Below are 23,240 nucleotides of genomic sequence, written 5' to 3'. Positions count from 1 at the left end.
GCTAAATTATGATTGACAAAATGCTTTGTATATTGATCCTGATAATACCTATTAATCTTGAATAGCTTGTCTAATTGACATATTGAATTCAATCCATTATTATTGCAAAACCTAGCTGTATGGACAGACTTTTTGCTTTTGCAATATTTGAATAATACAGTAGATTATCCATGGCTATAAAGAAATTACCACCATCCTTATTAATTGCAATACCCAAACCTATATTTGTAGCTGAAAAGGAATCCACCGTATAGGTAGCTTTCACTGAAAATCCTTCATCAAAATTTCTTCTATAATATAAAGTTCCTGCCATTTGTGGTCCTTTTGGTCTCAAAATAGCATAGTATTGAGCACCAACTTGCGATCGCCTCTGATTAAAGCCTCTTCCAACAAGGCAATTACAATAACCATCTAAGCCAGAAGGGCGACCAAAATCATAATGCAAACCAGCATTAAATTTTGCTGGTCGCATTTGTACATAACTTGTTCTTGCAGTGTCCCTTGGAATTGATCGTTCAAATTCTTCTTCAAAATTCTCGTAACAGGGCAATGCCATGTCACCATTTTCAACATCTGGAAAAATTAACTCAATACCGTCTAAGGTATAATCTCCACGCGCACTAGACTTTTCAGTATGTCTTGAATGAAATATGGCTCCTATATCTAAAATAGAGGCAGTAACACTAAAATCATTATTTAATTGATAGGTTCCCCCAATGTCCAAACCAAGACCAATATTACCGCCTAAATAAGCCCTACTCATTAAATTCCTTATGGCTTTTTTGTCATCATCGATCTCTCTGATTTCTCTGTATCCAGATGACTTTATTTCAAAATCTAAATCTGAGATTGTATTCTCATAAACATTTGGAGTACCCTCTCTTCTGGTTGTAGTAAATGTACCTGTGTTTTTTTGTACTTGTAATATTCAACATGGAGGAATACATTTTAAACCTAATACCTGCTGTTAGTTTATCAGAAATTTTTTTATTGAACCCAACGTGAAACACTGAAGTTAAGTCTGCACGAAAACTTATGTTGTCAAAATTAAAAGAGTAGTTTAGAAAATCGCGATTACCTTCACTAAATAGAATTGCAAAATCCTTTGGAAAATAAACAATAGCATCTGCCTCCTGATACATACCAAATGAAATATACGTATCATCTTTAGTGATCCAAACAATGCTTAAAATTTCGACTTGCGCTGTAGCGGTAAAAAAATCACGGCTGTCTAATTCAAAAATCATTTGTTCAATTTTAGTATTGATAGGCACTCCGTCATTAGCAAAAATATCAAAGACTGATACCCCAGAAGAACCACCTCGCAGATGTACCTGTGATAAAAAAGGAATACCATAGTGAGAGTGATAGCTCACCACAGCTCCAGGATTAAGCATAAGTAACTGCTGAGTAGCTTCCCAGTTATATAGTACTTGTTTATTTTGAGAATACCCTGTGAACAATCCAAATACGATACATAGAAAAACTAATTTTTCATAAATATAGTTATAGATCAATCTCAAGATAATAAGTGGCTTTTGATTTTAAGTTTAGACTTCCAGTAAGTTCTTGGTCTGAAGCTGGTATCGTTACAACTGACACCACCTTGGTCGACATTGTTAATTGCTCCAGATCCTGAAGCGCTATTTCTTTAATAAAAATAGTTTGTCTAGAAAGTGTGTTACTGCCAGGGAATACAATAGTGTTTAGCGAGTAGACAAGTTCATTTTCTTCAGTTAAAAAATCAAATGTTATTTCAAAAATCCTAGGAATGGAGTTTGTAAAATCAAAAAAAAACTCTACTTTCTTTAATACTTCCTGAGTATCAGTGCCGTTAATAAAATTCAATGCAGTAGTGTCACGAACCGTTAATAGCTCTTCCCCCTCTATTTCATCAAAAAATTTTGGCGCTTCTATGTCAAAATATATAAGATTAAATTCCATCACTGGAGAAAGAGAAATATCTTCAGATTGACTAAAATCTGTATCCTTGATACACGAGGTTAGCAAAAGGACAATGCAAATAAAAGAGTAAAACTTAAAGTTAGGAGAAACAATAGGCAACAGTATTAGGTTATAGACACAAAAATATGATCAACGACTTGAGATTTAGGGAACAGTCACACATTTTAATCTGAAGTCCTTATAGGATATTCAATTTCGACATCATTTATTTTTTAATGTACCCCAAGTTAGGTGAAAAAAATACATACCGTATTGATATCAGGCACCTTGCCAGTCGTTATTTATAAATAAGAGACACTATTATATGAAGAAATTTAGAAGATGATAAAACATAAAGTATTGATTACCAATATTAATTATTTAAAAAATAGACTTGTATGCGAAACAAAATTATTGCGTTTAACAGAACCAGAGTAACAAGGTTTTTTTAATTGCGGTTTCGTTTAACAAGCCAAAAATAAGCCATTAGATTAAAATGTATTTTTAAAGAATGTTTTTAAGCTCAAGCAACTTGTCTACTGTTTTGTATTTTGACGGCAGTATTTCTTTGCGGTAATTGTAAAAAATGGTGTCCATCCCCACATTTTCGGCCCCTAAAATATCTGCCTCAAAAGTATCTCCAATCATTATGCTCGAAGCTGCGACTGCATTCGCTTTTTGTAATGCCGTGTTAAAAACCTTTGGATTTGGCTTTTTAACACCCACTTCTTCGCTAGAAGTAACTGTTTTAAAATAAGACGCTAGATTACTTTTTTCTAATTTCAAATGCTGCACTTCTTTAAAACCGTTGGTAATAATATGAAGTTGGTAGGTATCTTTTAGATACTCCAATACTTCAATAGCACCATCGAATAAGTGATTGTTATCAGGGAGTGCATCAATATAAGCTATCGAAAGTGCATCTATAGTTTCAATATCCATTTCAACTTTGAGTGCCTCAAAAGACTCTAATAAACGACCTCTTCTAAGTTGTTCCTTAGTAACTCGGTCTTCTCTAAATTTTTTCCAATATTCAAAATTAATAGGCTCATACGCTTCTAAAAATGCTGGAAGTTGTACGGCGATATTTTTATCTCTAAAAATACGCTCGAAGGCAAGTGCAGAGTTTCTGTCAAAATCCCAAAGTGTATGGTCTAAATCGAAAAAAACATCGGTAATTTTTGTGTTCATAGGTTCTATTGATGAAGCGTTTCAGAAAAAAGTGAACGCCATTTTTTATTGTTTGGAGTAGCGGAAAAATCCTTATTGGCAAAAATCATTATAAAACTTCCGTCAAGACCCTTAACACTATCCAATAAGCTTTTAATTTTATCTTCTGTGTCTTTTGGGCTTTGCCTTTTAAAACTACTTGTGGTACATACTGGAGCGTGCAATATTAGTGGTGTTTTTATTTCATAATCAAGATCATAAAATAAAAATGGAGTACAGGTACCTGCCCTGAATCCAGGCATATCCTCATACACCATTGTGAAGTCTTTCTCAATCTCTAAAGTTAACAAATTTCTATAAATCTCTGGCAAGCTCACTTCGAGATTAAAATTTAAAGAGCTCACTAAATGTCTTTTTGTAGAAGCTTCAATTCTTCTTTTTTCAGACTTTAAAGCGTCCGCATTTGTAACTGCTTTTTTTGAAATCAACAAACCAACTTCCCTGTAATCATTTATCAACTTAATAAGCATTCTAAATTTTACTCGGTACGAATTAACGCTTTTTTCGAAAGAAGTTGCTTCCCCCAACAAAAAGAAAACGGTAAGCGCCGAAGGTTTATTCTTCATAACTCGAATGATCCATTTAAAAGTATCATAGGGATCCCTTCTTAAACCCAACAACACTTTTAACCTTGACCAAGCAGCATTAAACCGAAGCCTATACAAGTCATAAAAAAGGGCGATTCCAGATTTAAAAAATCCTTTTTGAATATACGCATAAGGTTCTTGTGCGTCTACCAGCAAATGTACTGTATGCTTTTTTTGTTCAAAGTGAAGTGAGGGAAATGCTTCTTGTAAAATACTTTTGAGCTTATAACTCCATATATCCACCACTGGGTCTTCTAAAAAGCCATTTTTAAACGCAAGACTTTCTGTAACCGAATATCTCCCCTTTGCATCCTTTACGTGAGGGAGGTATTCTTCATACCTACTCAAAAGATAGAATGCAGCAGAAAACACATCAAAAGGGACCGCACTATTTGTACTTGTGTTAAAAAAACAAACGGTTTCTTCCCAAGGCTTAACTGTAATATCAATACTCTCAATGCCTTGTTCTAATAATAAGCGGTGACTCTGAAAAAACAATTCACTTCCAAGCGGTTGTTTTCCATAGGACATTTTCGCGCTTTTATGCGCTATAAACGCTTCAATGCTAGAAGTAAAACCAATAGGTAATCCTAGAACACGAGAAAACATATGTTTAAAAACATAGGAAATTCTTGGAGTAACCTTGGGTGTATATATTAACAGCATAAATTAGAGTAAAAGCAAGCTATATGCGAAGGTACTACTTGAAATACAAATTTGCTTTTAAAATCTGTATTTACAACAACCCTTCATCGGCAAAACTAAAATAAGCACGTTCTGTGATTATTAAATGATCGAGTATTTTAATATCAAGACTTTCGCCAGCTGTTCTTATTTTTGTGGTAATATTTTTATCAGCATTACTGGGTTTTAAGGTTCCGCTAGGATGATTATGGGCTAATATTACAGCCACGGCACCTATTTGCAGCGCACTTTTAAAAAGAACTCTTACATCTACCAATGTGCCGGTTATTCCTCCTTTACTAAGTTGCGTTTTTTGGAGAATTTTATTCTGATTGTCTAAGTATAAAATCCAAAATTCTTCATGTGGTAAATCTCCAATAATGGGCTGCAACACTTCAAAAGCAGAATGACTGGACGTAATTTTCTTTAATTTTAATACATCGCTGGAACGTCTCCTTCGACCCAACTCCATCGCAGCTACAATAGAAATTGCCTTTGCCTCCCCTATTCCTTTAAATTTTATTAAATCCACCACCGAAAGTTTTCCCAATACATCAAGATGATTTTCTGCGGAAGATAATATTCGTTGGCTCAAGGCTACAGCGCTTTCTTCACGATTACCACTGCCAATTAATATCGCTATTAATTCAGCATCAGAAAGTGCTTGTTTTCCTTTTGCGAGCAATTTTTCTCTAGGACGGTCGTCTTCATTCCAATCTTTAATCGAAAATGAAGTGGGTATATTTTTCAAAGGCTGCAATTATATAATTCAAATAAAGATAATGTTTATCTTTAGAAAGTTAAAGCAACCTATAAATAGTATTACTATGAAATCTCTTTTTGATGAAGCAACCTTTACTGAAATACAAAATAGGCTCAACACCCTAGAACAAGGAAGCAATCGCCAATGGGGTAAAATGACAACGGCCCAAATGGCACATCACTGCCAATTACCTTTAAACATTATACTTGAAAAAGAAACCATCGCAATGAAACCCAACTGGCTGGTAAACTTGCTGTTTAAAAAATCTATGTATAGCAATAGACCTTGGCGCAAAAACCTACCTACCATACCAAGATTTAAAGAAACAGAAGAACGAGATTTTAAAGCTGAAAAAACAAGCCTAGAAAATTTATTACAAGAATTTAGAGCGCAAAGACATAGAGACGATTGGAAACCGCATCCAGCTTTCGGAAAATTAACCAAAGAACAATGGGGTAAAATGCAATACAAACATTTAGATCACCACTTTAGACAGTTTGATGTTTGACTTCAGCCCGTTCAGTCTGAAATCCTTGCTTACACAAGCCTATAGTAGGGATGGTTATTTATATTAAAATGTAACTTTTGCGCAGCTTTATTTTAATATAAATTTTGCATAACTAAAGAACCAACCCTTTAGGTTATCACTTTAAATAGTTTAATTCGATTTACCATTCAAAGAGATTAACAATTGGGGATTGATAATATTTGAACTATAAAACAAAACTCCTTGACATCTTTATTGTGATAAACTTACATTTCAAAAATCGACAATAAAAAATCTGCTATAAAAAATGTACCCACCACCCCATCATCAGGAAAACGAGATTCAAAAAATGATTGCTGTTGTAAAACAGTATCCATTGGCTATGTTAGTGAACGCTCCAAATGGAATGCCTTTTGTAACGCACATTCCTATTATTTACAATGACACCTCTGGAAAATTAGTAGCGCATATAGACAAACTCAACCCACAAGTTGCCACGCTTAAAAATGGTGCTGAAGTAACGGTGGTTTTTAAAGGACCTGATTGCTATATCTCTCCGAGTATTTATACCACAAAGCAATTACCCACATGGAACTATATCATCGTGCACATCACAGGAACCATCACGTTAATTAATGATCCTGAAGAGGCGAAACAAACCATGATTGCTATGACTTCTTTTTTAGAGCAACCCGATCAAAAATATATTCTTGAAAAAGACAATCGCGCAATGAAAAACGCCGTAAATTATATTCAAGCTTTTGATATTACGATTACCAACTGGGAAGGGAAGTTTAAGTTATCGCAAGATAAAAACGAGCAAGATCAAGAAAATGCAAAACAGGAACTTATAAAAAAATCCCACGATATTGATGCGAGATTTATTGAGAAGATGTCTGAATGATTTTTTAAGGGAATTACCGTGGGAATTTATTAGTTGTATACGCATGTTGACAAACGTATTTTTTTAATCCGCGTAACCTTCATAATTTATTACTTCCAATACTTCATTCTCGAAATTCAATCTAAAAATGGTGGTTTGTTCTAAACTTTCAATTTTTATAAAATAAGTTTTAAATCCCGTTTTATTAGATTCTCAGAAGTTACTTTTTACCTGTCAACACTAATAGAGTCTAAAAACTTAAAACCGGAAATCTCCTATCTAAATTCGCTTTGTAAAAGATTATTACGTTTGGATATAATTTCAGGTGCTTTATTATCGGGATTAGTTGAATCCAATTGAAGGGTTTTTCGTTATGTTATCCATTTACCCTTTTATCGAGAGATGCTAAGTATCTTATTCTAAGAAAATTAGTTATTTAGACACTATATTAAAAAATCGCAGCCATCTTGAGCTTTATTATTTTTTTATTTGATTTTACTTTAACCCGTGTTACTCCTCTTATATTTTCTTAATAATTGCACTTTTCATCAATTAAAAGCCTATAAATTAGCTAAGACCGTGTTTTTTTAGCACCTTTGAAATCCCAAAATTTAAAAACCTACTTATGAAAATTATCTTGAAATGTTTCTTAATACAGCTTGTTTTATTACACTCAATAAGTGTTTATGCTCAGATTGGTATAGGAACAACAGCACCTGACACTTCTTCTATCCTGGATGTTTCATCTGTTAATAAAGGATTTTTAATGCCACGATTAACCACGACAGAAAGAGATAATATCTCACTCCCAGCAACAGGTTTAATGATTTTTAATACTACATTAAATGACGGCGAAATAAACATTGGAACTCCCTCAGTCCCTAGTTGGATAGGCACCAAAAGGCCAGAGAAACCTACGGTCTATTCAGTTACTGAAGGCGGGTCTATTACCACCGAATCTGTTAGTGACGTACTCATAACAGGTATGACGGTGTCTTGTACTGAAGGTACTTACATCGCTTCATTTAATGGACAGCACACAGGCGTCGCAGCACAATCATTTAGTTCAGACCAAGGTGTTCTTGATTTGGTTGAGATATACGATGACTTAATAGCTTTCCCTGGCGGTACATCTCACGGGGTTACTTTTGGCAGTGGTGAGGTCTTGTCTCCTGGTGTCTATGACGTGCCTGGAGCAACATCGATTGCCGGAACACTTACATTGGATGGTGGTGGAGACTCATCTGCCATATTTATTATAAGAGGTAGTGGTGCGTTTACCGCAGGAGCTAACTCAACTGTAATCTTGCAGGGAGATGCAAAAGCGGCAAATATATTCTGGGTTGCGACTGGTTCAAGTTCAGCCATGACTGTTGGCGAGTACTCATCAGTTAAAGGAAACTTGGTGTCTAATGCTGGGGCGGTTACAATAGCAGCCAATTCGAGCCTTAAAGGAAGAATGTTCTCGAAGACAGGAGCATTAAGTGTTGGATCGAACAGTGTTCTTACAATTCCATCAGATGATTCTTTCATTGACTTAAGGAGCCTCTCCTCATTTGTAATGTTTAGCACTAATGGTGCAGTTACATCTGACGCAACTTCTATTATCACTGGAGATGTGGGCAATGGATTAGGAGCTCTTACGCTAGCAGGCGCCCATTATGGGGGTCAATTCCCTGCAGGTACAGAGCCTATTATCGGAACTGAAGAGACGACTTACTCTATTTATCAAAATGGGGTTGAAATAGCTTTTTCTAGTAGGGTTATTAATTCATTGAGCTCGGTGATATCTCTCCAAGCAATAATTACTTTAACCGCAGAGGAAAACGTTGAAGTACGATGGAAAGTTGGAGCTGGTGAAGCGACGCTTAACCATAGAAACCTAACATTGATTCGTTCTGAAAATTAACTGCTTCCAATTTAAAGTTTTCGCTAGAACGTTTTACATGCCCATTTAATTTAATCCATATATTTCAGGACAGATCAAAATTTAAGACAACTCGTTATATATTGAGATTTGCCTTGGCTATCCCGTAAAATAATCAAGATAACAATAGGAAGTCCTCGCGGGCATTCCCTAGAGTTACTTTATTTAAAGTAATATCTAAAGAGTTTTGACCGTTTTAAATCTTTTCTTACAACGTGTGTGTAGCGCATAATAGTTTTTGGTCTAGAATGATGACCCATAATTCTTAAATAGCTCTAAACCTCTTCCTTGCCCTAATAAACCAACAGTGGGGAGGAGAAAGCCCACACAAAGTTAATCCCGATAGCTATCGGGATATTAAAGAGAATAAAATTTTAAAGAATTATACCAAATAAGACTTCACCTCATCAAAATCCAAACCGCCATAATTACCACTGCTCATTAGCAATAAAGAGGTGTTCTTAAAATCTTGCGTGTGGAGATAGGTTTTAAAATCGACTGGGTTGGTAAATACAATTAAGTCTTTACGATCAAAAGCAGCTTCAATTTGTTCTTGCTTAATATCTTGTAATCCTTTTATCATCACCGCATGCGGCGAATAGAAAACCACCGCCTTATCTGCAGCGTCTAAGGCACCTTTGTATTCCGATAAAAATTCTGGATTAAGACTGCTGTAGGTATGCAACTCTAAGCAAGCAACCAGTTTTTTTTCAGGAAACTGATTCTTAACCGCTTGTGTGGTTGCCCTCACTTTACTGGGCGAATGTGCATAATCTTTATATGCTACCGAGCTTGATGCTTCTGCAATTAATTCAAGACGTTTACTCGCTCCTTTAAAAGTAGAAATGGCTTCATAAAAATCATCTGCATCAACGCCCATAAGTTGGCAAATCCATCGGGCTCCTTCTAAATTATTTAGATTGTGCTTGCCAAAAATTTCGATAGGCATTTCACCTTCGGGAGTTTCTAAAAGTGTTTGACCGTTTTCTATAATATATTCCGGTGTAGTGTATGGATATTTTTTTATGGTCGCTGTATTTTCTTCTACCACTCTTTTTACTTCAGCATCCTCTTCGTTGTAAATAATAGCGCCGCCATTTGTGATTTCAGTTAAGAAAATCTCAAACTGTTGTACGTAATTTTCGTAGGTAGGAAACACATTAATATGATCCCAAGCAATACCGCTTAACAAAGCAATATTTGGTTTGTATAGATGAAATTTTGGTCTTCTATCTATAGGTGACGATAAGTACTCATCGCCTTCTAAAACTATAAAATCATTCTCCGTTGTGAGATGGACCATCGTATCAAAACCTTCTAACTGTGCGCCCACCATATAATCTACTTCTTTGTCGTGATAATGCATAACATGTAAGATCATAGAGGTAATGGTTGTTTTACCGTGAGATCCACCAATAACGACTCTGGTTTTATCCTTAGATTGCTCGTACAAAAACTCAGGATAACTATATATAGTAAGCCCCAAGTCTTTTGCTTTTAAAAGCTCTGGATTGTCCTCCTTTGCGTGCATTCCTAAAATAACAGCATCGACATCCTTTGTTAATTTTTCTGGGAACCAGCCATATTCTTCAGGCAATAATCCTTTAGAAGCAAGCCTTCTCTTTGAGGGATCAAAAATTTCATCATCGCTTCCTGTTACTTCTTCGCCCTTGTTGTGAAGAGCTAAAGCTAGATTGTGCATAGCGCTACCGCCTATGGCTATAAAGTGAATTTTCATAAAACTGCCCTTAAATGCGGGTATCTTTTTATTAGCTTCAGTTGAAATATAAAGATAATATCAATTTTGAATTCAGAATTATAAATTCAGAATTATTCCTTTTTTAAAGGGAAAGAATTATTTCCTTCTCTTCTATCGCTTGTTTAAAATCTGGACGATCTTCTAAGGCTTTTTCAATCCAACTTAATGCAGCTTCCTTTTCCCCTTGATTTTTATAAATCTGTGCCATTCTGTAATATGCCCAATCCTTTGGCACTCCGTCTCGAACACTGTAGTTTTCAATGTACTCTTTGAGGCAGTTTATCCCTAATGCTCCATCTAGATTGTACTGCGCGGCTATTTTACCTATTTGATAATTTAGGCTATTCCGTTTATGGAGTTCTAAAGATTTTGAAGCTGTTTCGATGGCTTCTTTGGGCCGTTTGTTTTTTTCATAATGTGTTGTCAGTTTTTCATAGGTGTGAGGAGAGCCTCCTATTTCAATTGCCTTTTTATAGAACCGTTCTGCATCTTCAGGTCTTTCTGCATACTCAGCAATATATCCCTTTGCGAGGTACCCATCCACCGGAGATATATTTTGAAGTTCTTTAGCATATTTTAAAGACGTACTTTCACTTCCTCCAATAATCCCTGGTAATTGCATGTATAACTCTACAAGTGCCCAGCGCACTTCTATGTGTTCTGGATCTAATCTGGCAGCATTCAAAAAAGCTTCTTTTATATCTCCAATATAGGAGAGTGCTCGTATGCGGCTAATCTCAAGCGCTTTCATTCCTAAAGCGCCCCCATGTTTAAAATGAAAATTTGCACTGTTGCCATTTTCTTCTACCAAGACACTATACAGTGCTATTGCAGTATCCCAATCTTTAACATATCCCGCAATATCACCTAGATATTCTCTTGTTTTTTGATCTTCTGGGTGTTCTTTTAAGTACGACGCAAATAGTGATTTTGCACTTTGGAATTTTTCTTCTTTGAATAACTTTTCTGCTTTTTCAAATGTGGATTGACTCATTAAAATAGAAGGGATTATTAGTAAGGCTATAAGGTGTTTCATAGGGTATTTTTTCCGAAGCAAAAGTGCTTTTTTTCATAATTAAGCTGCAATTTAAAAGTTCTGATTCCAAAAACAGCTGCGCGAAATTATTTCTGAGGCGGGAAGTTTTTTAAAATTTCAGCAACCATTTCTTTTAAATGCTTTTCCTTAATCTCCGATGCTGCTACCTCTCTTATGTCATCCTCAAAAGTCGCCTGCCATACCAAGGGTTGTCCTTGTCTTTCTTCAAAAATCTCAATGGTTATTTTTTGATTGAGTTGTTTACCTCCAATAGGAATACCGAAACCTCCTCCAATAGTTATACCGTCACCTCCTGTTCCTAATCCTATACCAATGGTGTTTCTTGAACTTATAACCTGTGCATCTGCAAAAAAGTCTATATAAAATTGATTATAATCAGTACGTTGCCAACCCTTTTCTGCCATGAGGCTATCAACTGCCGCAATAATTCTTTTATTATCAAGTTCATTTAAACCACTGTCTAACTTTCTATAAAATTGATAGGTTTTGTATTTTGTGAAATCTGTTTGTTTATCGTAATCTACAACAACCATAGCAGCGCAAGAAACAAACAACAATGATGATACTAAAAGAAAAATGAAAATTTTCATGGAAATTATTTTTCCTTAAAATTAGCAAAAAGTAATCCAATAATGGAAGAGGTTCTATTCTTTAACTATTTTTTTAGTAATTGTACCTAGATTGGTGGTAATCTGAACAAAATAAACTCCTGAAGATAGCCTTGAAACATCAAGTTGCTTTGTTGAAAATTCCACTAGTTTTTGGTCATTGATGGTGTATAGTGGTATTTTTAGAAAATCTATACTCGAAGTAGAATTTATTATTACCACATCCAAAACAGGGTTTGGATATATAGCAATAGTATTTTGCAAATCATTTTCTGAAATAATTAATGCGCAACTTGCTTCCACTTCTGGTATGGTGTTGCAGCCTGGAGCGTTTTTTTCAAAGGTTTTTGTAATACTAGCATTTTGTAAATCATCACAAACCGCCATAATATTACATAATGCTAATTCTTGATTTTGAAATATTGATATCTTATCTTTTATACTTCAAGCATCTATATTATTCAGACTTGAAATACCATTTAGCTGTTCATTAAAACAATTTCAAGAGCTCCATTTACTTCTACTAAACTTTCTAAGTCCTCGAATAAACTAAGGAACTACAGCCCGTAATTTGTAACCTATCATTAAGAAATGTTAAATTATTTAGTGCTTCAATATTTGTTAAATTAACAATATTAAATAGACAAAACAGCATTTACACTTTGTAATTAACTTAAACCTTCAAGATTATTCAACTAGAATTAAAAGCTAAAGAAAAGTTATAGTTTAGATTCTCAATAAATCCCAACCCACTTAAACTTTGCAAATTATCATTAGAACTAATTCAAAAAAAGTGGGTTATAGTAATAAATCTAGCATTTAACGCTACTATTTATGTTGCAACATTTATTCCTGCACGGTAGTTCCATTTAACATTTTCCACAAAGTATCCTTCAACTCCATCAACCCTTGTTGAGCAACTGAGCTAAAAAACAAATAAGGAATCCCTATAAAATCTTTATCAAGCTCCGTTTTCATTTCAGCTTTTAGCTCCTCATCTAGCATGTCGCTTTTTGAGATGGCGACTAGTTTGTCTTTGTCTAATAATTCTGGATTGTAGCGTTTTAATTCGTCTAGCAAAACGTCGTATTGTGCTCTAATATCTAGCGCATCTGCCGGGATTAAAAACAATAAAGTGGAATTACGCTCAATGTGTCTTAAGAAATAATGCCCTAAGCCCTTACCTTCCGCAGCGCCTTCAATAATCCCAGGGATATCTGCCATTACAAAAGTGCGATGGTCACGATATTCTACGATCCCTAAATTGGGCTTTAATGTGGTAAATTCGTAGTTGGCTATCTTAGGCTTCGCTGCCGTAATCACAGAGAGCAATGTTGATTTTCCAGCATTGGGAAAACCTACCAGGCCTACGTCTGCAAGCACCTTCATTTCTAAGGTAAAGTTACCCTCTTCCCCATCCATTCCTGGTTGCGCATAGCGTGGGGTTTGATTGGTAGACGATTTAAAATGGTTGTTTCCTCTACCCCCTTTTCCACCCATCGCGATGATGAGTTCTTCGCCGTCTTCCAACAATTCGACTAAGTGCTCCTCTGTCTCTGTATTCTTAACCAAAGTACCTAGTGGCACTTCGATATAAACATCATCTCCATCTGCTCCCGTACTGGTCTGCTTGCTTCCTGATCCACCTTGACCCGCCTTATAATGACGTTTAAATTTTAAGTGGTGTAAGGTCCAAAGATTGCTATTGGCTTTTAAGACGATATGACCACCACGACCACCATCTCCCCCATCAGGTCCTCCTTGGGGAATATACTTTTCGCGTCTTAAATGCGCACTTCCTTGCCCTCCTTTTCCAGAGTTTACATGGATCTTAACGTAGTCTGTAAAATTTCCTTCAGTCATATTCATTTTCCCGCAAAGGCAGGCGTCTTATTAATAGCTAGCGTTATATTTTAAGCGAATGCGAAACAGGTGCGCATTGACTTTTAATTATAATTTTCCAATCACTTCAGTCAAACGAGCGGTAATCTCTTCAACACTGCCTACGCCGTTTACACCGTAGTATTTATTTTCGGCTTGGTAGTATTCTTTTAAAACATCTGTTTTACGGTAGTATTCCGCGATACGTTCTCTAATTACTTCTTCGTTTGCGTCGTCTGCTCTTCCGCTAGACTTTCCGCGGTCTAACAACCTACCTACCAATATTTCATCTCCAACTTCTAAAGCAACCATTGCTGCAATTTTAGTTTTCTTTTCGGTCATAAAATCGGTTAGCACTTGTGCTTGATCTTTTGTTCGTGGATAGCCATCAAACAGAAAACCATTTGGATTGTTCTCTAACTGGCGATTTACCTCATCTTTCAGCATTTCGTTGGTCACGCTGTCTGGAACTAAATGTCCTTTTTCGGTATACGTTTTTGCCAATTTCCCAAGCTCGGTATCATTCTTCATATGATATCTAAACATATCGCCTGTAGAAAGATGAATGAGTTGATATTTTTCTTTTAAGACTTCGGCTTGCGTTCCTTTTCCAGCTCCAGGAGGGCCAAATAATACTATATTTGTCATGTTTATTTCCCGCGGTGACGGGTACTTTTTTAGTTCTAATTCCTTTTTCCGTAGCGCATCATTAGATTGACATTCTTCCGCATTTTTTATACCAAATAACGATTTTATAAAATCCCACATTTCAATACGGACGCTACACTATTTGATCGCCGCAAAGATATTCAAACTAGTTAAGAGTAAGGAGTTATGCCTTGTGAAATAATTCAAAATTATGAATTAAAAGTCCCCCTCCCAAATTTCGCTTAAAAACTTTATATTTCATTAAAATTAATTCGAAATTCACCTTCCCCCACACGCGGAAAAAACTATTTTTATCTCATTAAAATCAAACCTACTGGGGGAAGAAGCTAAACTTGTCATTTCAATATAAGCCTTATTATTAATCAAATGTACCGATAAAAGATGGCTGAGTGATTCCATTTTTTGTGCATAATAGTATTGAAGTCCATTTTCGATTTCGATTTCGATTTCAAACATTGTATCTTTGTCTTATGGCAAATTATTTTTCTTCAAATTTCATTTTAGGAATTTTAGGTGGTGGTCAACTAGGCAGAATGATGTTGTCTGAAACATGCAAATTTGACATCACCACACACGTCTTAGATCCAAGCAATGAAGCTCCCTCAAGAACAGCGTGCGATCACTTTGAACAAGGTGATTTGATGGATTTTGAAACGGTTTATAACTTCGGAACAAAAGTGGATGTACTTACTTTTGAAATTGAAGCCGTAAATTTAGAGGCCTTAGAAAAACTAGAATCTGAAGGCAAAAAAGTATATCCTTCAGCTAAAACACTACGGAATATCCAAGATAAAGGGGTTCAGAAAAAATTTTATTCTGTAAAAAACATTCCTACAGCTCCTTTTAAAGTCTTTGAAAACAAACTTGAACTTACCGAAGCGATCGCCAGCAAAGAAATAACACTTCCATTTGTTTGGAAAAGTTGCACGGGTGGTTATGATGGCAAAGGAGTTTCGGTTATTAGGAATGAAGACGACCTAATACCGCTAGTTGAGAGTTCGTGTATTGCTGAAGATTTGATTCCCTTTAAAAATGAGCTCGCTGTTATTGTAGCGCGTAATGCTAAGGGAGAAGTAAAAACATATCCTGTGGTAGAAATGGAATTTCATCCAGAAGCAAACCAAGTAGAATATGTAATCTGTCCTGCGCGTATTGAGGATGCGGTTGCGAAAAAAGCAAGAGAAATCGCAGTACAAGTTTCCGAAGCATTTGAGCATGTTGGCTTGTTGGCAGTAGAGATGTTTCAGACAAAAGACGATGAGATTATCGTAAACGAAGTGGCACCAAGACCTCATAACAGTGGGCATTACAGCATAGAAGCCAGCTATACCAACCAATTTGAACAACAGCTTCGTGCTATTTTAAATTTACCTTTGGGAAATACCCGCAGTAAAGTGGGTGGTATTATGGTAAATCTTGTGGGTGCTGAAGGACACTCCGGCAACGTAGTCTATCAGAACATAGAAAAGATACTGGCGATGGAAGGGGTTACCCCACATATCTATGGGAAAAAGCAAACACGCCCTTTTAGAAAAATGGGACACGTTACCATTGTTAATGAAGATATTGATAAAGCAAGAAAAATTGCGGAAGAGGTTAAGCGTTTGATTAAGGTAATTTCATTGGAATAGATTTTTCTAACCAAAGCTATAATTTTGTCAAAATCCCATTACAAATTGAATTATGAGCAACAATATATTCTATAAACACAATTGAATAAAACTAAAAAACACCAAATTATAAAATTATTTTTGGTGTTTGATCCCGATAATTATCGGAATTATAATTTGAAAATTACAAAAGTATGAGTAAAGTAGCAATAATAATGGGCAGCACAAGCGATATGCCAGTGATGCAGAACGCCATAGACATCTTAAGGGGATTTGATATTGAAATTGAGGTAGATATCGTTTCAGCACATAGAACCCCTGAAAAGTTATTCGATTTTAGCAAGAATGCGCACACACGTGGCATTGGAGTAATAATTGCTGGTGCAGGAGGAGCAGCACACTTACCGGGAATGGTCGCTTCACTTTCACCATTACCAGTAATTGGTGTTCCAGTAAAATCTAGCAATAGTATTGATGGCTGGGATAGCATCTTAAGTATCCTACAAATGCCAGGAGGCGTTCCTGTTGCCACGGTAGCACTTAATGGTGCAAAAAATGCAGGTATTCTTGCAGCACAAATCATCGGCGTTGCAGATAAATGCGTCTTAGACAAAGTACTCGCATACAAAGAAGGTTTGAAGATGAAGGTTGAAGAAGGAGCTCTTTCAGTGCGCAGTAGCAATGCCAGTAAGCAGTAGCCTTACATTGAAATAGTGATTTTTTTTCAAAAGCCTCTCCTGGAGGACCTTCTAAAATCAAATAATTATTTAATTACAGACACCAATCAAAGCTTAATGGTAGGGTGTTCAATACTCAATTTAAATTCCAGAGACGTCAACATAAAATAAGACATTCAAAAATCTGAATTCTCCAATCTTAAATCTCCCATGAACCCACTCTTAAAAAAATTTGATGCCGCTCCGTTTTCAGCAATAAAAAACGAGCATTTTTTACCGGCAATTACGCAACTTATTGAAGACAACAGAGCAGAAGTCTCAGCGATTGCTGATAGTACTGAAAAGCCTACGTTTGAAAATACCATAGAAGCATTGGAAAACACAGGAACAGGATTGGATAGAGCAACCAGTATTTTTTTTAATCTGAACAGTGCTGAAACCAATGACGAAATTCAAAAAATAGCACAACAAGTTTCTCCTCTATTATCTGAATTTCAAAATGATTTACTCTTAAACGAGAAGCTATTTAATCGCGTAAAAAGTGTTTTTAAAAACCGTGAAAATTTAGATTTAAACATTGAGCAAAACACACTCCTTGAAAAGCAATACAAAGGTTTTAGTCGCAACGGCGCAAATCTCTCTGAAGAAAAAAAATCACAACTCCGTAAAATAGACACAACGCTTTCAAGACTTTCACTCACTTTTGGCGAAAATGTATTGGCGGCTACAAATGCCTATGAAATGCATTTAACAAATAAGGAAGATCTAGCGGGCCTCCCAGAAGGAGTAAAAGAGGCAGCAGCGCAAGCCGCCGCAGAGAAAGACAAAGATGGTTGGCTCATCACGTTGGACTATCCTAGCTATATTCCTTTTGTGAAATACGCTAAAAACCGCACGCTTCGCAAAGAATTATCACTTGCATTTGGCGCAAGAGCATTTACAAAAGGCAAACACAATAATGAACAAAACGTATTACAAATTGTAACGCTAAGACAGCAACGCGCGCAACTTTTAGGCTATAAAAGCCACGCCCATTTTGTTCTGGAAGAACGCATGGCAAAAACCCCACAAACTGTTTTAGATTTTTCTAATGACTTGTTGAAAAAAGCCAAACCCGCTGCTCAAAAAGAGTTTGATGAGCTAGAAGCATTCGCAAAAGAATTGGACGGTATAGATGAACTTCAAAAATGGGACAGTGCGTATTATGCTGAAAAATTAAAACAGCAAAAATTCAGCTTAGACGACGAAAAACTGAAACCCTATTTTAGGTTAGAAAATGTAATTAATGGTGTTTTTACGGTGGCGCAAAAATTATTCGGTCTTCACTTTAAAGAAGACCCCAGCATCGACAAATATCACGAAGATGTAAAGACCTATCGTGTTACCGATACTGAAGGAGAACTCGTATCGCTGTTCTATGCGGATTTCCACCCAAGAGCAGGAAAACGCGGTGGCGCTTGGATGACGAGTTACAAACCACAACAAATCAAGAATGGAATAAATGAAAGACCACACGTATCAAACGTTTGTAATTTCACAAAACCTACCGCTACAAAACCATCTCTTTTAACATTTAACGAGGTGACTACTTTGTTTCATGAGTTTGGTCATGGACTACACGGCATGTTGGCTAACACAAGCTACAAAGGACTTAGCGGGACTAGCGTGCATTGGGATTTTGTAGAACTTCCAAGTCAAATTTTAGAAAATTGGTGTTATGAAAAAGAAACCTTGGAATTATTTGCCACTCACTACGAAACTGGCGAAGTAATCCCAATGGAGCTGGTAAATAAGATTAAAGAATCTGCTGCCTTTCACGAAGGGATGCAGACCCTACGCCAATTAAGTTTTGGACTGTTAGACATGTCTTGGCACGATGGTAAATTACCAGAAACAGTAAATAATGTAAAGGAGTTCGAGACAGCTTTTTTTGCTGGAACACAATTATATCCCGAAACACCAGAGACGTGCATGAGTACTGCTTTTTCTCACATCTTTCAAGGAGGATACTCGGCTGGATACTATAGTTATAAATGGGCAGAAGTGCTCGATGCAGACGCCTTTGCTTATTTTAAAGAAGAGGGGATTTTTAATAAAAAAGTGGCCGATAAGTTTAAGAATTTCGTTCTTTCCCAAGGAGGAACGCAAGACCCAATGGAACTCTATATCAAGTTTAGAGGACAAAAACCAAATCCAGATGCCCTTTTAAAACGGGCAGGGTTGCTTTAAAGAGTTAGCCATAGCAAAATTAAAAAATATGAAAACAACATATATCATCTTGGTATTTTTAGCCGTAATTTCTTGTAAAAAAAACACTTCTTCGGGAGTTAAAAATTCTGAAACAATAGAAGAAATTGAGATTGTTAAAAATGACCATTCTACCTCAGAAAACTATAAAAAACTCCAAGGCACTTGGGTAAATATTGATGCTCCATTAAGCAGATTAACTTTTGAGGGGGACAAAGTAATAAACACCTACAACGGCGCTAACACTGAGAAAAACATAACATTCTCTATGGGAAAAACCTGCTCTAGAAAAGCCATTAAAAATGCTAGTGAAGAAGACAGGTACATCAACACTACCGGCGATAGCGAAGAATGCTATTACATCGTAAAACTGGAAGAAGACAGTATGATTTTAGGGTTTTGGGGAACGGAAACACCGTTGCGCTTTAAAAGACAATAATATGAGTTTTCTAAAAGGTGAATGGCGAAAACTAGCTTTTATAAATTATGAAGTTCCACCAGCGATACTGGAATCGTATGTTCCCGCGGGCACTCAATTAGATTTCTGGGAAGGAAAATGCTATGTTAGTCTGGTTGGTTTTAATTTTTTGAACACGAGGATTCTAGGACTTAAAATTCCGTTTCACGTAAATTTTGAAGAATTTAACCTTCGGTTTTATGTAAAACATCTTGATGGATCTACTTGGAAACGTGGTGTTGTTTTTATCAAAGAGATAGTCCCTAAATGGGCCATTACTTTTGTAGCCAATACCTTGTATAAAGAAAATTATGCCACCGCAGCTATGAAACATGTTCGGGAAGTACGTGGTCAAAAACGACATACTGAATACTATTTCAAGCACCAAGAAAAATGGCAGTCTATCAAATTAATCTCTGAAAATAAATTGAGTCCCATCGAACCCAATTCAGAAACTGAATTTATTACCGAACATTACTGGGGATACGCAAAGAAATCAAAATCCAAAACAAACGAATACGAAGTAACCCATCCTTCTTGGGAGCAATATGTCGTATTAAATTTTGAAGTGAATGTAGATTGCGGTTCTCTTTACGGAAAAGAATTTGCTTTTCTAAGCAATGCTAAGCCAACTTCAGTATTCCTAGCAGAAGGTTCAAAAATCACCATAGAGGGTAAAACTGAAATTTTTGGCTGAATCAATAAAACACGAATCGAAAATATTAAGACTCTTATAAAACCTCATTTTTGCAGCTTCATTGGCAATAAATGGCTTGCCTGGTGAAAGGTTTTGGACACAACTTAAGTACAATTAATAATAATAATGACTACCATTGAATTGCTAACAAAAATAGAAGCACCCATTGAAAGTATTTTCAACCTCTCAAGGGACATCGATTTTCATATGGAATCTGCCTCTCAAACTAAAGAAGTTGCTATTGCCGGGAAAACTAAAGGACTCATTAGCCTTGGTGAAACTGTTACTTGGCGTGGAAAACATTTTGGCTTTTACTTAAAACACACAAGTAAAATCATCAAAATGGCTACTCCACAAACATTTACAGACATTATGATTGAGGGACACTTTATCTATTTTTGTCACGATCATTTTTTTGAAGAAAATGACGGGGTAACACTTATGAAAGATATGCTAAGATATAAAACTCCTTACGGAATCTTTGGGCGTATTTTCAATGTCCTTTTTCTAAAAAGTCACCTTAGGGAGTTTCTGATAAAAAGAAATGAAGCTATTAAAAGAAAAGCACAAAAAAACGCCTCGTAAACAACAGCGTTTTTTTGACACTATATTTTACTTCAAAATCACTTTTTTAGAAACAGAACCTTTCCTGTTTTTAACAAAAGAAAAAATATACCATCCCTGATTTAATTGGCCTACGGGAATACTTCCGTTCGCTAATTTTATGGCTTGGTTTGCCACTTTTTTACCTAGCATATCATACCCGACAACTTGATTAAAAGATTGTGTGTTTCCCTCAATACTATAGGCAATCGCTCCATTAGCATTAGAAATAAAAACTGAGTTTTGAGTAGCCTCATCGATTACTGCAATTAAAGTACTTTTTACTGCTTAAATTAAAAATTCGGCGCACAACTTAACAAACTTAGCACCGTGTGTTGCAGTTCCCGAGTAGGTATCATTCCGTGTGTGAATTACACTGTTATGATCTCCAAAATTAGCTTCAAATGGGAACGCAGTGATATATCCTTCAGAAGTCCAACTCGCATGGTCTGAACACCAATAATTACATAGCGAATTACTATGTGTTATTTCATGTTCGCCAGACCCATTATAATGATATAATAGCTCCATTAAAAAAGAATTTAAAGTACCATCTGTAAAATCTGTAATGAGGGAAAGATCATTTGCAGATCCATTATAATTGGTCATATCAAATTGCACTACTGCACCCAAATCAATATTGTTACTTGAATACTCTTCTGCAATTTCTGCAGAAGCTACCAATCCAATTTCCTCCGCAGCATAAGCCATGACCTCATTATTTCTTTGTGATTCAAAATTTATTTCAAAAAGACTTCTGACAGCCTCTGTTATGGTCGCGATTCCCGAGGCACCATCTTCGGCTCCGGGAGCATTTGTTTGTCATTGTGTGGAGGTAGAATCTAAGTGCCCACACACAATTACATATTCCTCTGGATTAACTTGCCCTTAAATAACCATAATTACAGATTGCATATTTGTCCCTGTGTGATCAAAAAGTCGCACACTTACATCTGTTCTTCCATATTGAACAGCCATTACTTCCCATTTATCTTTGAGATCTACAGCAGATTGCGCTCCAGAAGAAGTTGAATGGTGTCATGTTCCATAGGCTTCTAATTCCAGAATATGATCCTCTATATTTTGCGTATTTATTACTTGCAGTACTGCTGAGACAGATGTTTCTTCAGTAAGCGTAAAATCAATAACACTTCGTACTCCTTGCGGTGTGCGTTGCAAACTTTCTAAAACAGCTTCTTTGCTAGCCTTAAAAATATATCCAGGACCGTGAACAAGCACTCTATCGTGTAATAGATGTGCCGCATTTTGTGTCATATATATCACAGCCTCATTACCTTTTAACAGCAATAATTGAAACTTGGTTTGGTAAATCATTTTGCAATTCTTCGGCATCGTGTAATGCCATAGTTGCGTAAGTTTTTTCTATTTCAAGCTGTTGCGCAAAAGTTGTAAAAACAGCGAAAAACAATAATAAAGCTATCTTTTTCATAAGTTTTTTTTCAAAAATAAGGCATGCTTGGTATCTAATGCATCGTTTCAATTAAAATATGGCAATATTTTACGCCTTAAAACAGCCTAAATTTGTTATAGTTACTTAAACTTTCCTATTTTTGAAATCCGTATGTCAAAACACATTATAGATGCATCAAACTGGGTCGATCGTTACGGCGACTATTTGTATAACTTTACGATTGTACGAGTAAGCAATCACGAGGTTGCACAAGATCTTATTTCTGAAACGTTCTTGGCTGGACTTAAATCGGCCGCGAACTTTAAGGGGGAAGCAAGCGAGCGCACTTGGTTAATTTCAATTTTAAAACGAAAAATAATAGATCACTATCGAAAGACAAACAGCAATAAAGGGAAAGCCGAAGTAAGAATCCAATACAATAGTGAAGATTCAGAAGGTGACTGGCTAGAAGAACGTGTAAGCGATCCATTTGACAAAACTGCTGAAGAAACTATGGAAAACACTGAGTTAGGAATGGCAATACACAACTGCCTTGACACTTTGAATAGTAAGCAGGCGTCGATCTTTAAAATGAAAACAATTGACAATTTTGATACGGAAGCGATTTGTAATGAATATAGTATAACACCGTCTAATCTTTGGGTAATTATTCATCGTGCAAGAACCGCAATGGCAAATTGTCTAGAAAAATCTTGGTTAAATTAAGTTATGCAATGCACCAATATAATTTTAAAATTACCGAAAGTGAATAGTTTCGACATAACAGCTTCAACTTTATAAAATACGCTATACGGATGAAATTATTTTTAAAATGTGAAGAAGCAAATCACACTTGTGATAAAAACCAATACAAGGATGCTTCTTTACTAGCGTTAATAAAACTCACCATACACCTTATCTATTGTGCTGCTTGTCGCAAATACACAGCACGTAACACTAAACTCTCAAAACTTTTCAAAAAAAGTGAAATAAAAACAATGCCGCTAGACCAAAAAGCGGCTATGAAAGAAAGATTGCGCCAAGAAATGGCAAAGTAAT

General features: G+C 35.9%; 26 protein-coding genes and 1 pseudogene. 11 read left to right on the top strand and 16 right to left on the bottom strand.

The window, feature by feature from the left end:
- Positions 1-88 precede the first annotated feature (88 nt).
- From ABXT67_RS09595 to radC, 6 genes are all read right to left on the bottom strand, one after another.
- Positions 89-928, bottom strand: a complete 840-nt coding sequence (locus tag ABXT67_RS09595; protein ID WP_415376974.1) for a DUF5723 family protein — start codon at positions 926-928, stop codon at positions 89-91.
- Positions 858-1,523: a DUF5723 family protein gene (locus ABXT67_RS09590; RefSeq protein WP_415373796.1), complete on the bottom strand. Its 666-nt coding sequence runs from the start codon at positions 1,521-1,523 to the stop codon at positions 858-860. The genes ABXT67_RS09595 and ABXT67_RS09590 overlap by 71 nt, the downstream gene beginning before the upstream one ends.
- Positions 1,507-2,010 carry a hypothetical protein gene (locus ABXT67_RS09585; protein WP_415373795.1) on the bottom strand — a complete coding sequence of 168 codons (504 nt, stop codon included), beginning with the start codon at positions 2,008-2,010 and terminating at the stop codon, positions 1,507-1,509. Before ABXT67_RS09585 ends, ABXT67_RS09590 begins: the two co-directional genes overlap by 17 nt.
- A gap of 438 nt (positions 2,011-2,448) precedes the next feature.
- On the bottom strand, positions 2,449-3,135 hold the full coding sequence (locus ABXT67_RS09580; protein ID WP_415373794.1) for a YjjG family noncanonical pyrimidine nucleotidase: 687 nt from the start codon (positions 3,133-3,135) through the stop codon (positions 2,449-2,451).
- A gap of 5 nt (positions 3,136-3,140) precedes the next feature.
- The gene (locus tag ABXT67_RS09575; RefSeq protein WP_415373793.1) at positions 3,141-4,427 is read right to left on the bottom strand and encodes a DUF7033 domain-containing protein; all 1,287 of its coding nucleotides are present in this window, start codon (positions 4,425-4,427) and stop codon (positions 3,141-3,143) included.
- 70 nt (positions 4,428-4,497) lie between these two features.
- Positions 4,498-5,196, bottom strand: a complete 699-nt coding sequence (gene radC, locus ABXT67_RS09570; protein ID WP_415373792.1) for a RadC family protein — start codon at positions 5,194-5,196, stop codon at positions 4,498-4,500.
- A gap of 76 nt (positions 5,197-5,272) precedes the next feature.
- Between radC and ABXT67_RS09565 the strand changes: the two genes are divergently transcribed.
- The 3 genes from ABXT67_RS09565 to ABXT67_RS09555 all read left to right on the top strand — a co-directional run bounded on the left by ABXT67_RS09565 (position 5,273) and on the right by ABXT67_RS09555 (position 8,487).
- A complete protein-coding gene (locus ABXT67_RS09565) occupies positions 5,273-5,716 on the top strand; it encodes a DUF1569 domain-containing protein (protein ID WP_415373791.1) in 444 nt (147 codons plus the stop codon).
- A 286-nt stretch (positions 5,717-6,002) separates the two neighbouring features.
- Positions 6,003-6,599 carry an FMN-binding negative transcriptional regulator gene (locus tag ABXT67_RS09560; protein WP_415373790.1) on the top strand — a complete coding sequence of 199 codons (597 nt, stop codon included), beginning with the start codon at positions 6,003-6,005 and terminating at the stop codon, positions 6,597-6,599.
- A 604-nt stretch (positions 6,600-7,203) separates the two neighbouring features.
- Positions 7,204-8,487, top strand: coding sequence for an ice-binding family protein (locus ABXT67_RS09555; protein ID WP_415373789.1), 1,284 nt, complete (start codon positions 7,204-7,206; stop codon positions 8,485-8,487).
- Between the two features lie 400 nt (positions 8,488-8,887).
- On the opposite strand, the gene ABXT67_RS09550 is transcribed toward ABXT67_RS09555, so the two are convergent.
- From ABXT67_RS09550 to ABXT67_RS09525, 6 genes are all read right to left on the bottom strand, one after another.
- Positions 8,888-10,243 (bottom strand): UDP-N-acetylmuramate--L-alanine ligase, encoded by a 1,356-nt coding sequence (locus ABXT67_RS09550; protein WP_415373788.1) that lies wholly within the window; start codon positions 10,241-10,243, stop codon positions 8,888-8,890.
- Between the two features lie 103 nt (positions 10,244-10,346).
- A complete protein-coding gene (locus ABXT67_RS09545; RefSeq protein ID WP_415373787.1) occupies positions 10,347-11,300 on the bottom strand; it encodes a tetratricopeptide repeat protein in 954 nt (317 codons plus the stop codon).
- An 86-nt stretch (positions 11,301-11,386) separates the two neighbouring features.
- Positions 11,387-11,911 (bottom strand): DUF4136 domain-containing protein, encoded by a 525-nt coding sequence (locus ABXT67_RS09540; protein ID WP_415373786.1) that lies wholly within the window; start codon positions 11,909-11,911, stop codon positions 11,387-11,389.
- 54 nt (positions 11,912-11,965) lie between these two features.
- On the bottom strand, positions 11,966-12,316 hold the full coding sequence (locus tag ABXT67_RS09535) for a T9SS type A sorting domain-containing protein (RefSeq protein WP_415373785.1): 351 nt from the start codon (positions 12,314-12,316) through the stop codon (positions 11,966-11,968).
- 459 nt (positions 12,317-12,775) lie between these two features.
- The gene (gene obgE, locus ABXT67_RS09530; protein ID WP_415376973.1) at positions 12,776-13,792 is read right to left on the bottom strand and encodes a GTPase ObgE; all 1,017 of its coding nucleotides are present in this window, start codon (positions 13,790-13,792) and stop codon (positions 12,776-12,778) included.
- A gap of 87 nt (positions 13,793-13,879) precedes the next feature.
- Positions 13,880-14,458 (bottom strand): adenylate kinase, encoded by a 579-nt coding sequence (locus ABXT67_RS09525; RefSeq protein ID WP_415373784.1) that lies wholly within the window; start codon positions 14,456-14,458, stop codon positions 13,880-13,882.
- Positions 14,459-14,949: 491 nt separating this feature from the next.
- Between ABXT67_RS09525 and ABXT67_RS09520 the strand changes: the two genes are divergently transcribed.
- From ABXT67_RS09520 to ABXT67_RS09495, 6 genes are all read left to right on the top strand, one after another.
- A complete protein-coding gene (locus ABXT67_RS09520; RefSeq protein WP_415373783.1) occupies positions 14,950-16,110 on the top strand; it encodes a 5-(carboxyamino)imidazole ribonucleotide synthase in 1,161 nt (386 codons plus the stop codon).
- A gap of 173 nt (positions 16,111-16,283) precedes the next feature.
- Complete coding sequence (purE, locus tag ABXT67_RS09515; RefSeq protein WP_415373782.1) at positions 16,284-16,787, top strand: 5-(carboxyamino)imidazole ribonucleotide mutase; 504 nt, start codon at positions 16,284-16,286, stop codon at positions 16,785-16,787.
- A 189-nt stretch (positions 16,788-16,976) separates the two neighbouring features.
- Positions 16,977-18,995 carry a M3 family metallopeptidase gene (locus ABXT67_RS09510; protein WP_415373781.1) on the top strand — a complete coding sequence of 673 codons (2,019 nt, stop codon included), beginning with the start codon at positions 16,977-16,979 and terminating at the stop codon, positions 18,993-18,995.
- Positions 18,996-19,023: 28 nt separating this feature from the next.
- Positions 19,024-19,452: a hypothetical protein gene (locus ABXT67_RS09505; RefSeq protein WP_415373780.1), complete on the top strand. Its 429-nt coding sequence runs from the start codon at positions 19,024-19,026 to the stop codon at positions 19,450-19,452.
- Between the two features lies 1 nt (position 19,453).
- On the top strand, positions 19,454-20,167 hold the full coding sequence (locus ABXT67_RS09500) for a YqjF family protein (RefSeq protein ID WP_415373779.1): 714 nt from the start codon (positions 19,454-19,456) through the stop codon (positions 20,165-20,167).
- 126 nt (positions 20,168-20,293) lie between these two features.
- Positions 20,294-20,752: an SRPBCC family protein gene (locus ABXT67_RS09495; protein ID WP_415373778.1), complete on the top strand. Its 459-nt coding sequence runs from the start codon at positions 20,294-20,296 to the stop codon at positions 20,750-20,752.
- Positions 20,753-20,779: 27 nt separating this feature from the next.
- On the opposite strand, the gene ABXT67_RS09490 is transcribed toward ABXT67_RS09495, so the two are convergent.
- From ABXT67_RS09490 to ABXT67_RS09475, 4 genes and pseudogenes are all read right to left on the bottom strand, one after another.
- Entirely contained in the window at positions 20,780-20,968 is a 189-nt protein-coding gene (locus ABXT67_RS09490) for a T9SS type A sorting domain-containing protein (RefSeq protein ID WP_415376971.1), read from the bottom strand.
- Between the two features lie 90 nt (positions 20,969-21,058).
- Positions 21,059-21,571 (bottom strand): annotated as a pseudogene (locus ABXT67_RS09485) (M28 family peptidase); the annotation flags it as partial.
- 237 nt (positions 21,572-21,808) lie between these two features.
- Entirely contained in the window at positions 21,809-22,054 is a 246-nt protein-coding gene (locus ABXT67_RS09480) for a hypothetical protein (RefSeq protein WP_415373777.1), read from the bottom strand.
- A 7-nt stretch (positions 22,055-22,061) separates the two neighbouring features.
- On the bottom strand, positions 22,062-22,220 hold the full coding sequence (locus ABXT67_RS09475) for a hypothetical protein (RefSeq protein WP_415373776.1): 159 nt from the start codon (positions 22,218-22,220) through the stop codon (positions 22,062-22,064).
- Between the two features lie 132 nt (positions 22,221-22,352).
- Here ABXT67_RS09475 and ABXT67_RS09470 point away from each other — a divergent pair, with 132 nt between their 5' ends.
- Together ABXT67_RS09470 and ABXT67_RS09465 are read left to right on the top strand one after the other, a co-directional pair.
- Positions 22,353-22,907, top strand: a complete 555-nt coding sequence (locus ABXT67_RS09470) for a sigma-70 family RNA polymerase sigma factor (protein WP_415373775.1) — start codon at positions 22,353-22,355, stop codon at positions 22,905-22,907.
- A gap of 89 nt (positions 22,908-22,996) precedes the next feature.
- Positions 22,997-23,239 carry a glycine dehydrogenase gene (locus ABXT67_RS09465; protein WP_415373774.1) on the top strand — a complete coding sequence of 81 codons (243 nt, stop codon included), beginning with the start codon at positions 22,997-22,999 and terminating at the stop codon, positions 23,237-23,239.
- Position 23,240: the final 1 nt, after the last annotated feature.

It is taken from the genome of Patiriisocius sp. Uisw_017, assembly GCF_047731265.1.
Classification (GTDB): Bacteria; Bacteroidota; Bacteroidia; order Flavobacteriales; family Flavobacteriaceae; genus Patiriisocius.
This window is presented reverse-complemented; position numbering and strand designations above follow the sequence as displayed.